This is a genomic window from Borborobacter xinjiangensis (assembly GCF_047739745.1).
Classification (GTDB): Bacteria; Pseudomonadota; Alphaproteobacteria; order Rhizobiales; family Rhizobiaceae; genus Pseudaminobacter.
The window spans coordinates 41862-54844 of record NZ_JBLLVA010000017.1 but is presented as its reverse complement, the minus strand read 5'-3'; the positions used below and the strand labels follow the sequence as shown (position 1 = coordinate 54844).

The following is a 12983-nucleotide window of genomic DNA, read 5'->3' as shown; positions in this document are numbered from 1 at the left end:
CTGCCACCCCCGCTTTGGGGGTGGCTATGATCTCGCAAGATCATCCGGCCTGTCGGCGTTGATTCCAGCCGCAACGGCGAGCGCCGTCGGTGCTATCGCCAGTCCTCGAGATATCTGGCTGCAATTGCCGGCACGAGATCGCCATAAGCGCCGCCGACGAGCATCTCTTGCGAGAGAGCATGTTCACACAGGGCGCTGCGGGCCTGCCTGTAAGCCGCGATCAAGGCCGCCTCGTCGCTTTCGACCCCCCAGATCGGAACTTCACCGAGCTGGATCAGTGTAGCGCCGCCTGCGACTGTCGAAAGCTGAGCCAACGGAACCTTCGCGAGCCGCGCCAGCGTGGTTTCGCGGAGCACATCGGCAGCTACGAGCGTCTTGAAACCAAGATCAGGAACCGGCCTGTATCCGGCCGGAAGCGTGCTGGCGAAACTGCGATGCTCGGGTCTGTCCGAAAAGCCATCCATGTCCGCGCCACTCAGTCCAAGCCCGCAGACGGCATGCTCCCGGACCGCCAGGGCATGCAGAGCCGGATCGCGATTAGCCCAATGGCGCATTTCCGTCGCGATCCCGTAGCCCTGCACGGCATAGAGCACGGGAAGCGCCTCAAGATGCGGCCATAGCACCGCATCCACCTGCGCCCAGTCGAACAGGGCCGGGAAGGCGAGGTCGAGCGTTATCCGCATCACGCCAGCATTCAGGTTGCCGGACGGCGTTTCGCCCGCAAGTCCGTCATGGTCCAGCCTGTCGTAGAATTCGGCGCGGAACGTCTCGTGCGCTCCGCTCCCCCGGGCCGCCTCCTCCAGCTTTTGCCAATGGGCAGGCGTGAGCTTGACGCGTGGAAACCTGCCCGCCTTGATCATCACGCGACCGACCCTGAACAGCTGCCCGAAGTGCTCGCGCAAATCGCGCAGCATTGGCCTGAGGCCGGCCGGCGGCAATCCGTCCGGGTCGCGTTCCATGCTGGCGAAAAGCCGATAGGCTGGTGGCAAAACGATCCGCTCATCGATCGTGATCGTCCTGACCGGACAGCATACGGCGTCGACCGGCGCCATCCAGGATCGCCCCTCCAGAACCTTGTCGCCGGCATAGGTGTGCTTGCTGTCCTGCGCCTTTTCGCTCCGCTCCGGGCTGCCATCGGGTGCGGGCAGGATCTCGAATCCCCGCACATCCTTCGTCAGACGCTTTCCCGAACGGTGAAAGACAGCGGAATTGTCTCTCGCGAAGGAATGATTGAGGGCAACGAAGCTCTGTAGGTCGACGCCTTGCAGCGGAACGATATGATCGACGTAGGGAAATTGTTTGTGCTGAACGAAGGCATAACCCTGCCTCTGGTCAACGGCGAAGAACTGGCCCACCATCCGGAACGCTGCAGGATCGACGCCTTCGATGATCCTGCCATCCTTGTCCATCAGAGGCTTGCCGTAGAGACGGACCGTCTTGCCATCGTGGAAGAGCCAGCTTGCGTAAGAACTGATTCCGCGGCCGATCTGTTGTGCCGTCCACGGCACTGCGCGAAACGGCCCCATATGCGGCATTGCATAAACTGCATCGCGAACACGATCGACGGCGCTGCTGAAGTCGAATGCTGCGTCCTGTTCACGGGCCATGGCAATGAACGGCCCGGGATCAAAGGGCGCGATGTCGAAGCCAGTTTCCCGCTCCATCAACTCGATGAAGAAGGCCCGCTGCCATGCATGCATTTCGTCTGAAAACGCAAGCGCCGTCGGGTGGCGTGCCTCGGTATGGATATTGCCGTAGAAACTGTTCGCATCTTCCCACGTCTGTGTTGTCCCGGGGTGCAGGACATTGCCGATCAGCTGTTCCTCGATGCCGGCCATGCCGAATGCGCAGGCAGCATGCCAATGCAGCCAGGACATAGCAGGCATTTGCGGGAATGGCGTATAATCGTCCGCTTCCAAGTCTCCTCCTTGGCACCATGCCGGGTTTCAACAACGATCCCGGACCGGGATGACAGCAGTTACCACATGATTTGCAGAAGCTCGATCGGGGCCGCTTGCGAAAGCGCAGATTGATCGGCTTCACTGCGAATAATCATCGAACATACAGATACCCCTACCCGGTATTTGAATATATACGTAAATTGAAAGATCTGCTCCCGCAAAACCCGGACGTTTTGCCGGCATGTCAACGTCAAAACAATTATTGTGGGAGCTACCATGAACGATACTGCCACTGTCCGGCGCAACATAACCGTTCTGACCGCCGCTCAGGCTCTCGGCGGATCGAGCGCACCGATCGTCATGTCGCTCGGTGGCCTGGTCGGCCAGCAGCTTGCGGAAAACCCCGCTTGGGTGACGTTGCCTGTCAGCCTCTTCGGCCTTGGCCTGGCGATCGGCACGCTGCCCGCCGCTTTCGTCATGCGCGCCTGGGGACGGCGTGGTGGCTATCTGTTCGGCGCCCTGTTCGGTCTCGCGGCAGGACTTATCGCTGCATTCGGCATTTTCGCATCATCGTTCCTGCTGTTCTGCGTCGGCTGCTTTACCGCCGGCCTCTATGGATCCTATGTCCAGAGCTACCGCTTTGCTGCCGCGGACGCGGCCGAAGGCGCATTGAAGGCACGCGCAATTTCCTGGGTGATGGTCGGTGGGCTGATCGCTGCCGTCATCGGTCCGCAGCTCGTCATCTGGACGCGCGACGCCTTTCCCGAGACGCCCTATGTCGGCAGTTTCCTCAGTCAGGCCGCGCTGCCATTGCTGTCCATTCCGGTTCTGTTGATGTTGCGCACACCCCAACCCGGTTTGCAGCCCGCCTCCGAAAGCTCCGGCCGTACCCTGTTCCAGATCCTGACGATGCCCCGATACATGCTCGCGGTCGCAGCCGGTGTCGTCTCCTATGGCCTCATGGCATTTGTCATGACGGCCGCTCCGATCGCGATGGTCAACACCGGCCATTCCGTCAACAGCGCAGCGCTCGGCATCCAGTGGCATCTCCTGGCGATGTTCGCACCGAGCTTTATCACCGGCCGCCTGATGGCGCGCTTCGGAAAGGAGCGTGTGACGGCGGCGGGCATGCTGCTTATCGCTGTTTCGGCCGTGGTCGCTCTGGCCGGGCTTGAGCTGATCAATTTCTGGGGGTCGCTCGCCATCATGGGGATCGGCTGGAATTTCAGCTTCATCGGAGCAACCGCGATGGTTACCGACTGCCACACGCCCGGCGAGCGCGCCAAAGCGCAGGGCGCGAATGACTTCATGGTATTCGGAACAACGGCCGCCGTTTCGTTTCTGGCCGGCAGCATCCTGCACAGTTCGGGCTGGGCAGCGATCAACTGGTTATTGTTTCCTCCGGTCGCATTGATCCTCGTGCCACTGCTCTGGCAAGCGGCGCGCAATCCTAAAAGCTGATAAGCATATTTCTGTCATCTGGCAGGGCGAGACGCATCGGGTGACGGCTTAACCTCCTGGCACTCGCTCGATCGTCAGTTGTCTTTCACGAGACACCTCAGATCCATGAGTTTCCGAATACGGCATTCAATGTGTCACCGGCGTCTTGTCCTGCCGTGAATGATTTGAAGGGCCATTCAATGAACAGGTCCAGTCGACGAGCGCCGTCTTCACATGCTCCGGTCGAAACCCGATCCCGATGAGACGGCCGGTCAACCGTGGCAACAGCGATGAGCGCGCAATCAGGCGCAGAAAAAGGGGAGGCTTGCGATCTCCTGCATTGCGCGGCGCCTCGCCCGCCCGCTTGCGGCTGCGCATCATCAGTTGCAGCTTCTGGGTCGCCTTCGTTGGAAAGCTGCGCCGGCGCTGCACGGCAGAAAGCAGCCGCGTTTCCATCCGCCCCTCCCGCAAGGGTTCCGCCAGTATGTTGGCCGTGGCGATCGCGTCCTGGATGGCGAGATTCACCCCGACACCGCCGATCGGCGACATGGCGTGGGCGGCATCCCCGATACAAAGAACGCCGGGTTTCCACCATTTTGCCAGACGATCGATCCGAACGCTGAGCAGATGCACGTCGTCCCAGGAACGGATTTCCTCAAAACGGTCCGAGGGCAAAGGCGCAATCGCCGAGAGCCTCCTGCGGAGCGCTTCAAGGCCCTCGTGCTTCAACGCGTCGACCGTCCCTTTGGTGATCACATAACCACATTGCCAATAGTCGCCGCGATCGATCAGAACCATCCCCTGGCGTGATCCCGCGTGACCCATCGCCTGCTGGGGATCGTCGACGTGCTTCGAGACCTTCATCCATAGAATATCCGTCGCTGTTCCAAAGCTCTGGACCTCGAGTCCGGCTGCCTCACGGATAACGGAATTGCGCCCATCCGCTCCGATGACGAGATCGGCTTCCAGAACGATGTCGCGTCCCTCATGGTGTGCGTTAACGCCGACAACGCGTTCATTGTCCCAACGAAGCGCGGTGACCTGCGTTGCCATCATCAGCCGGAAGCGCGGGAACGCTTTGGCCTTCCTTGCCAGGAAATCCAGAAAGTCCCATTGCGGCATGAAGGCAATGAATTTGGCGCGTGTCGGCAGCCTGGAAAAGTCGGCGATCGTCGCCTTGCGACCGGCGATTTCGGCGTGGAGCTGATAGGCTTTCTGGTGGGGAAGCGCCAGGAGTTCGTCGAGCAATCCAAGCTCATGGATCGCTTCGAGGGTCGACGGGTGGATGGTGTCTCCCCGAAAGTCACGCAGGAAGTCCGGGTGCTTTTCCACGACCGTTACATCGACACCGGCCCGGGCCAGGAGAAACCCGAGCATCAGGCCCGCCGGCCCCGCACCGACCACGATGCAGCTTTGGCTCCTGTTCACATGGGAATAGATGTATCGCAATGCCATGCCACCTTTCATCGTCGGCTAATGGACCGTTTCACGGCCCTTGCCTGAGGATTTCGCCGCACACTCCTCGCCATGACTCTCGTCATTGAGGAGCAAGATATCGCACTGCGCCAGGTTGGTGTTGTCCTCCCCATCGGCGATGAGCTGCATCACCTTTTCCAATGTTTCCAGTTGCGCAATCTTGTCTTCGACGGCAGCAAGCTGCTCTTTCGCGATCCTCAGCGCTTCGGAGGAGTCCGGCACTGACTTGTCGGCAAGACGCAAAAGATCCCTGATCGCGTCGATGCTGAAGCCCAGATCACGGGCGCGACGGATGAACAGCAGGCGATGAACCGCCCGATGCTCGTAACGCCGCTGATTTCCCTTGTTGCGTGAACCTTCGGCCAAAAGCCCGATCTGTTCGTAATAGCGGATGGTCGGAATCTTGATGCCCGTGATCCGGGAGAGTTCACCAATGCCAATTTCCATGTTTGAAGTCCTTTCCAGATTGGCTCCCGAACCCATCATCGCTACGTGCTCGATCCCCGGGACATCACGCCGGGGGCGCTGCTGCCCCGGCGTGGGAGTTTGCATTGACGTTTCAGGTCTGCGCCTCGACTTCGCCACCATGGGGAAGCGGGCGCTCCCGCCTGATCGCGAGGCGTCGCACGACGACGTAGAAGACCGGTGTCAGCAGCAGGCCGAAGAGCGTGACACCGAGCATGCCGGCGAAGACCGCGATGCCCATGGCGTGCCGCATCTCGGCGCCCGCTCCCGTCGCGATGACAAGCGGGATGACGCCAGCGATAAAGGCAAGCGACGTCATCAGGATCGGTCGCAGGCGCAGACGAGCCGCTTCAAGAACGGCGGCCAGCGGATCGAGACCCTCATCCTCTTTCGCCCGTGCGAACTCGACGATCAGGATCGCATTCTTGGCGGCGAGTCCAACAAGGACGACAAAGCCGATCTGCGTGAAGATGTTGTTGTCGCCGCCGGTAAACCACACCCCGGCAATCGCCGAGAGCAAGGCCATCGGTGCGATCAGCAGGACCGCGAAGGGAAGCGACCAACTGTTGTACTGCGCCGCCAGGATCAGGAAGGCGAGCAGGACCGACAGCGGGAAGACATACATCGCGGTGTTGCCGGCCTGCTTCTCCTGATAGGCGAGATCCGTCCATTCGAACGCCATGCCGGATGGCAGAGTTTCCGATGCGATACGCTCCATCGCTGCCGTCGCCTGTCCGAACGAATAGCCCGGCGCGGGACTGCCGCTGATATCGGCGGACGGAAAGCCATTATAGTGCATGACCCGATCCGGACCTGAGCTGAGCCTGATGGTCAGCAGGGCCGAGAGCGGGATCATGTCGCCAGCCGCGTTGCGGACCTTCAGGCGTCCGATGTCCTCCGGCTGCATGCGGAAGGGTGCGTCCGCCTGCACCATCACCCGGTATGTGCGTCCAAACCTGTTGAAGTCGTTGGCGTAGAGCGAGCCGAGGTTGACCTGCAGGGTCTCGAAGATCGTGTTGAGTGGCACGCCTTGCGACTTGGCCTTCACCCTGTCGATATCGACCTGCACCTGGGGTGCGTTAACCTGGAAACTCGCCAGCATCCCGGCAAGCTCGGGCGTCTGCATTGCCTTGCCCATGATTGCGCCCTGCGCCTGAGCAAGCGCTTCGAAGCCGAGGCCCGCCCGATCCTCGATCTGGATCTTGAAGCCGCCGGTTGAGCCAAGCCCCGGAACGGGTGGCGGCGGGAAGATACCGGCGAAGCCATCGGGGATTTGCGAGAACTTGCCCATCAGCTTGCCCGCGATGGCAAAGGCCGAGAGCGAGGGATCCTTTCTTTCCTCGAACGGCTTCAACATCGTGAACATGACGGCAGCATTGGGGATGTTGACCATGCCGTTGACCGAGAGGCCCGGGAAGGCGACGACGCTTTCAACGCCTGGTTCGGCCAGCGCGATCTCCGACATCTTCTTGACGACTGCCTCGGTCCGGTCGAGCGAGGACCCGGTTGGAAGCTGGGCGATGCCGACGAGATAGTACTTGTCCTGTGCCGGGACAAAACCGTTGGGCACGGCCTGGAAGCCGACCCATGTCATGCCGACAAGGCCCGCATAGACGAGCAGGACGAGGACACTCAGCCTGGCGGCGCGGCGCACCGACCACACATAAGCGTTCGAGGCCCCATCGAAGAAGCGGTTGAACAGCCGAAAGAACCAACCGAACACCAGGTCGATCATGCGGGTTGCGAGGTCGCGCTTCACATCGCCGTGGTGAGGCTTCAGGAGCACACCTGCCAGCGCCGGCGACAGCGTGAGGGAGTTGACTGCGGACAGGATGGTCGAGATCGCGATCGTCAGCGCGAACTGCCGGTAGAACTCACCCTGCAATCCCGACAGGAACGCGGAGGGGATGAACACAGCCGACAGCACGGAGGTGATGGCGACGATGGGGCCCGTCACCTCGTCCATGGCCTTGCGCGCGGCCTCCTTCGGCGTTTCTCCAAGCGCGATGTGGCGCTCGACGTTCTCAACCACGACGATCGCGTCATCGACGACGATGCCGATCGAGAGGACCAGACCGAACAGAGACAACGTGTTCAGCGAGAAACCGAACATGTACATCAGCGCGAAAGTGCCGACCAGCGAGACGGGAACCGCGACCAGGGGGATGATCGACGCCCGCCATGTCTGGAGAAACAGCACGACCACGATGACGACCAGCACGACCGCCTCGAGAAGCGTCACGATCACGGCTTCGAGAGAGGCCTTCACGAAGACCGTCGGGTCGTAGGCGATGCGATATTCAACGCCTTCCGGGAAGCCCTTCTGAAGCTCCGCCATGGTGCTGCGCACAGCACTCGACACGTCGAGCGCGTTCGCACCCGGGCTCTGGATGATCTGCATCGCCAGCGCCGGTTCGCCGTTGAGCAGGCTGCGCAACGCATAGGCGTCAGCTCCGAGCTCCACACGGGCAACATCGCGCAGACGGGTTACCTGCCCCTCCGCGCCCGTCTTGACGACGATGTCACCGAACTGTTCCTCGCTGGAAAGCCTTCCGAGCGTGTTGACCGTGACCTGGAAAGCGGCCGAGGCATCGGGCTGCTGGCCGACCGAGCCGGCGGCCACCTGAACGTTCTGCTCCTGAATGGCCGCAACGACGTCACTTGCGGTAAGCCCCCTCGCCGCCACCTTGGCAGGATCGAGCCAGATGCGCATCGAATACTCGCCGGCCCCGCCGAGAATGACGTCGCCGACACCCGGCAGCCGCGCGAGCTGGTCGCGCACCTGCAGGATCGCGAAGTTCGAGAGATAGAGAGGATCGTAGCGATTATCGGGCGAAACGAGATGGACGACCATCAGGATGTCCGGTGACGTCTTCTGCGTGACGACCCCGATGCGCTGCACTTCCTGCGGCAGCCTGGGCAAGGCGCGCGACACGCGGTTCTGCACCTGAATCTGCGCCATGTCGGGGTCGGTGCCCTGTTTGAACGCGATGGTCAGGGTCATGCGTCCGTCGGTCGCCGCCTGCGAACTCATGTAGAGCATGTTCTCGACGCCGTTGATCGCCTGCTCAAGCGGAGCGGCGACCGTTTCGGCGATCACGGCCGGATTGGCGCCCGGATAGCTCGCGGTGACCTGAACGGTCGGGGGCGTGACCTGGGGATACTCGCTCAAAGGTAGCTTCAGCAGCGTGAGGCCACCGGCGATCAGCATCAGGACGGAAAGGACGACGGCGAAGATGGGACGGTCGACGAAAAAGCGTGGGATATTCATTGACGCGCCTCCTGCGCCTGCGCAGCAGCCCGGTCGCCATCGGCAGCCTCGCCCGGCAGCATGGAGATCATCTGCGGGACCACCTGCATGCCGGGGCGAACCAGCCCCTTGATGATGATCTTGTCAGCCGGGTTGAGACCGGCCGAAACAACGCGCAGGCCATCGACAATTGGCCCGATCTCGACGGGTCGGTATTCCGCCTTGTTGTCGGCCCCGAGTGCGAGGACATACCGGCGTCCCTGATCAATGCCGATCGCCTGGTCGTCGATCAGCACGGTCTGGGCTGGCTCGGCGGTGACGAGCTTCACCCGCGCGAAGAGGCCAGGTGTCAGTCTGCCGTCCGGGTTCCTGACAACGGCCCTGGCCCTGATCGTGCCGGTGCTCCGGTCGACGCGGTTGCCAAGAAAATCGAGTTCACCGGCATGGGGAAAGCCTGCATCGGTCATCAGACCGACCTGTACCGGCAGCTTGCCGGCAACCTTGCCCGTCTCGGGCGAGCGCGCATTGCCCACGAAGCCGAGATAGGTGGCTTCGTCGATATCGAAATAGACATAGAGCGGATCGGTCGAAACAATCGTGGTCAGGAGGGTTGCTGCTCCGGCATTCCCGCCCGTGACGAGATTGCCCTCCGTAACGAGAATCCGGTCGACGCGACCGGCGATCGGTGCGGTGACGCGGGTGAAAGACAGATCCAGCTCTGCGGCCGCAACGGCGGCCTTGGCGATCTCGACCTGGGCCTGGCGCTGACGGTGCACGGCCCGCGCATCATCGAAGGTCTTGCGCGACACCGTGCCATTGGGCGCCAGCTGCTCTGCGCGCCTGAAATCGATCTCGGCCTGTTCAAGCAGGACGCGAGCCTGCTGCAACTGAGCCTTCGCCGAGTCCAGCGCAACCTGAAAAGGTCGTGGATCGATCTGGAAGAGAAGCTCGCCCGGCCGCACGAAGCCACCCTCGGGGACGCTGACGGTGTCGATGGCGCCGCCGACGCGCGAACGCAGTTCGATGGCCCTCGTCGCTTCGAGATGGCCCGTAAACTCGGCAGACGGCGCGACCGTGCGCGTGATGACCTCGGCGACCGGCACCTGCGGCACAGGCATCTGGGCCGGCTGCGCCGCAGCTTCCGCCGCCACCGTCGAGGAGACCAGCGTCAGCAAGCTTTTCGCGTAGGGGCCAACCTCATCGCGATAGACCATCGCAAGCGTACCGCCGGCAACCACTGCACCGGCCAGAAACAAAGTGGCGGCTTTATTACTCATTCTCGTTCACCTTCCTAAGAGCGCGCGTTTCCGGCCAGCGGGACACAGCGGCGATCACTTTTGGCGAAGGTGGGGCTTCCAACGATAGGAAGGTCAAGGCCCTTGGAAAACTATTTCCAAGCGGACCCTTGACGCAGTCGTCAAGTCATGTAGCGGCCAACCGCATTCCGTACTTCGCCGACATCTTTCGAGCCGAAATCCGTTCCTGAATGAGCGCGATAAATCAGCAGGTCCGGTCACCGAGGCCGCCAGTCGTGGATGACTGGCGGCTTCATCAATCAAGCGGTCAGTGGCTTTCGACAGGGACCAGCGGGCGAGAAGGCATGCCTTCGTCGCGGCCATCGTCTTCGGCCGCCTTCGCCCCCTTGAAGCGCAGCAACCGCAGGGCGTTGAGCGTCACGATGGCCGTTGCCCCGGTATCGGCAAGGACCGCAATCCACAGGCCGGTAAGGCCCATAACGCTGGTGACCAGGAACAGCCCCTTCAACGCCAGCGCGAAGACAACGTTCTGATGGATGTTGGCCATGGTGGCGCGCGACAGCGCGACGAGATGGGCAACGTCCGTGACGCGGCTCTTGAGCAGCGCAGCATCGGCCGTCTCGATCGCAACGTCGGTGCCACCGCCCATGGCGATGCCGACATCGGCCGTCGCAAGCGCCGGGGCATCATTGATGCCATCGCCGACCATGGCAACCTTGGACTGGCTCTTCATCTCGTTGACGAGATTGAGCTTGTCCTGCGGCAGGAGCTCAGCGCTCCACTCGATGCCAAGACCCTTGGCGATCGCCTGGGCGGTGCGCCGGTTGTCGCCCGTCAGCATCACCGATCGCACGCCCATTGCCTTGAGCTGGGCGACGCCCTCGCGCGCATCGCGACGCGGTTCGTCACGCAGCGCGATAAGACCAAGGATCTCCTTCGCCTGCTCGTCGAAGAGGACGGCAACCGTATTGCCGCGATCTTCAAGCTTTTCGATTGCCGCACGCTCGAGCGCGTTGAGTGTTGCCACCTGTCCGGCATGGGTCGGGGAGCTGACGGCCAGGCGACGTCCGGCAACGGTTGCGTGTACGGCCTTGCCCGCCGTCGCCGATGCATCCTGCGCGGCGGGGACAGCGATGCCGTCGGTTTCGGCGCGGCCGATGATCGCCTTCGCAAGCGGGTGGTTCGACCCCGTCTCGACCGCCGCCGCAAGGGCTACGACATCACGCTCTTCAGTCTTGCCGAATGCCAGGACCTCGGTGACGCGCGGCTTGCCTTCGGTCAGCGTTCCCGTCTTGTCGAAGGCAATGGCGCGCACCTTGCCGATGGTCTCGAGGGCGTTGCCGCCCTTGATCAGCAGGCCACGGCGCGTGCCGACAGCGAGGCCGGAAGCGATAGCCGCTGGCGTCGACAGGACGAGCGCACAGGGGCACGCGATCAGCAGCAGGGCAAGGCCACGATAGATCCAGGTATCCCAGTCTCCACCCATCGCCAGCGGAGGCACGGTGATGATCAGCGCAGCAATCAGCATCACGGCCGGCGTATAGTAGCGGCTGAAGTTCTCGATGAACCGGGCCGTCGGCGCCTTGGCGGACTGGGCCTGCTCGACAAGCTGGATGATGCGCGAGATGGTGTTGTCCGATGCTGTCTTCTCGACACTGACCTGCAGAACGCCATCGACGTTGATCGAACCGGCGAACACAGTTTCGCCCCTGGCCTTCGAGCGCGGAACGGATTCGCCGGTGATCGGCGATTCGTCGAGGCTGGAGGTCCCCTGGACGATCTGGCCGTCGGCAGGCACGCGGTCACCGGGTCGAACCAGAACGAGATCGTTTACGCGCAGCGACGATGCCGGCACCGTGCGCTGGCCGCCATTCGGGTCGAGAAGCACCGCCGTCTTGGGAACCAGCGACGCGAGGGCCTTGATGCCGGCGCGTGCCCGCCCGGCAGCCACGCTTTCGAGCAACTCTCCGACCGCAAACAGGAACACGACCGCTGCCGCCTCTTCGGCTTCCCCGATCACGAGGGCGCCCAGCGATGCGACTACCATCAGCGTTTCGATGGAGAAGGGAGACCCCGAGGTCGCCAGCGCAAACGCCTTGCGGGCAAACGGAATGACGCCGGCAATGACCGCAGCCGCGAAGATCCACTCTGCATAAAGCGGAATGAACTGCGCGACGCCGTAGGCCGAGCCCATCAGCAGGCCGAGGCCGATGACATGCTTGCCCTTGCGGGTCTGCCACCAGCGCTGATTGCGCATCGGCGCGGGGGCGATATCGACCACGGCATCGGATGAGGACGACAGCTCGCGCGTATTGGAGACGCCGAAGCCCAGGCTCTTGATGGTCTTTTCGATATCGCTGACCTTGGTCGCTGCACCTGCGGCGAGGGTCAGTTCCAGCGTTTCGGTCGTGAAGTTCACGCGCGTGTCGGAAATGCCCGGCATTCGCGCCAGCGCCACCTCGATCTTGCCGACGCAACTCGCGCAATCCATGCCCTCGACCCGCATCGAGACGTTGGGAGGAGTAGCCGGAGCAGCGCGTGATACGGGCGTGGCATGGGTGGAATGGTCGTGGCCACCGCAACCGCCGTGGTCATGGTCATGATCGTGATGGTCATGCTTGTGATCGCCGGCACAGCTGCCGTGATGCTCATGACCGTGACCGTGGTCGTGGTCGTGCGAATGACCATCACAGTTTCCACCGTGATGATTGTGCGCGGAATGGTCGTGCTTGTGCGCATGGTCGTGACCGCCGCAGCCGGAGTGATCATGCTCGCCATGTTTGTGTCCCGCGTGATCATGCCCGCTATGATCATGAGCATGATTGCCCGAGCAACCACTGTGATCGTGCCCGGAATGCCACTCGGAACGCTCTACGGGAGCAGCGGGAACCGCCGCCGCCGGTAGTTCAGTCACGTCGAAGCCCAGCGAACGGATCTTCTTGGCGATGTCCTTTGACGTCGTTTTGCTTGTTGTCTGGCGCGAAAGCACCAGCGTCTCGCTGGCGAAATTGACGGTAACGTCCGAGACACCCCCAAGACGGCCCAACGCCGTCTCGATCTTGCCGACGCAACTCGCGCAGTCCATGCCATCGACGCGAAAGCCGAGCCGTTCCCCGGCAACGCCTGGCGTTGAAAGTCCAGTTGTCATTGCGATCTCCTTTCTGACCGGCGCAGCGGGCGCGCGCGCTTTCGCGC

7 protein-coding genes are annotated in these 12983 nt (G+C 62.4%); 1 reads left to right on the top strand and 6 read right to left on the bottom strand.

Going from position 1 to position 12983, the window contains the following annotated elements; translation table 11 throughout:
- Positions 1-92 precede the first annotated feature (92 nt).
- Positions 93-1919 (bottom strand): hypothetical protein, encoded by a 1827-nt coding sequence (locus tag ACLKMW_RS17480; RefSeq protein ID WP_415725768.1) that lies wholly within the window; start codon positions 1917-1919, stop codon positions 93-95.
- A 258-nt stretch (positions 1920-2177) separates the two neighbouring features.
- On the opposite strand from ACLKMW_RS17480, the gene ACLKMW_RS17475 reads away from it, so the two are divergent.
- On the top strand, positions 2178-3362 hold the full coding sequence (locus tag ACLKMW_RS17475) for an MFS transporter (protein WP_415725767.1): 1185 nt from the start codon (positions 2178-2180) through the stop codon (positions 3360-3362).
- A 126-nt stretch (positions 3363-3488) separates the two neighbouring features.
- On the opposite strand, the gene ACLKMW_RS17470 is transcribed toward ACLKMW_RS17475, so the two are convergent.
- From ACLKMW_RS17470 to ACLKMW_RS17450, 5 genes are all read right to left on the bottom strand, one after another.
- Positions 3489-4796: an FAD-dependent oxidoreductase gene (locus ACLKMW_RS17470; protein WP_415725766.1), complete on the bottom strand. Its 1308-nt coding sequence runs from the start codon at positions 4794-4796 to the stop codon at positions 3489-3491.
- 18 nt (positions 4797-4814) lie between these two features.
- The gene (locus tag ACLKMW_RS17465; RefSeq protein WP_415725765.1) at positions 4815-5369 is read right to left on the bottom strand and encodes a MerR family transcriptional regulator; all 555 of its coding nucleotides are present in this window, start codon (positions 5367-5369) and stop codon (positions 4815-4817) included.
- Between the two features lie 7 nt (positions 5370-5376).
- On the bottom strand, positions 5377-8553 hold the full coding sequence (locus ACLKMW_RS17460) for an efflux RND transporter permease subunit (RefSeq protein WP_415725764.1): 3177 nt from the start codon (positions 8551-8553) through the stop codon (positions 5377-5379).
- The gene (locus ACLKMW_RS17455; protein ID WP_415725763.1) at positions 8550-9809 is read right to left on the bottom strand and encodes an efflux RND transporter periplasmic adaptor subunit; all 1260 of its coding nucleotides are present in this window, start codon (positions 9807-9809) and stop codon (positions 8550-8552) included. The genes ACLKMW_RS17460 and ACLKMW_RS17455 overlap by 4 nt, the downstream gene beginning before the upstream one ends.
- A 286-nt stretch (positions 9810-10095) precedes the next feature.
- Entirely contained in the window at positions 10096-12936 is a 2841-nt protein-coding gene (locus ACLKMW_RS17450; RefSeq protein WP_415725762.1) for a heavy metal translocating P-type ATPase, read from the bottom strand.
- Positions 12937-12983 lie beyond the last annotated feature (47 nt).

Bases quoted from the DNA above. Each gene is read 5' to 3' on its own strand.
- ACLKMW_RS17475 (WP_415725767.1), top strand. From the start codon at position 2,178: ATGAACGATACTGCCACTGTCCGGCGCAACATAACCGTTCTGACCGCC.
- ACLKMW_RS17470 (WP_415725766.1), bottom strand. From the start codon at position 4,796: ATGGCATTGCGATACATCTATTCCCATGTGAACAGGAGCCAAAGCTGC.
- ACLKMW_RS17465 (WP_415725765.1), bottom strand. From the start codon at position 5,369: ATGCAAACTCCCACGCCGGGGCAGCAGCGCCCCCGGCGTGATGTCCCG.
- ACLKMW_RS17460 (WP_415725764.1), bottom strand. From the start codon at position 8,553: ATGAATATCCCACGCTTTTTCGTCGACCGTCCCATCTTCGCCGTCGTC.
- ACLKMW_RS17455 (WP_415725763.1), bottom strand. From the start codon at position 9,809: ATGAGTAATAAAGCCGCCACTTTGTTTCTGGCCGGTGCAGTGGTTGCC.
- ACLKMW_RS17450 (WP_415725762.1), bottom strand. From the start codon at position 12,936: ATGACAACTGGACTTTCAACGCCAGGCGTTGCCGGGGAACGGCTCGGC.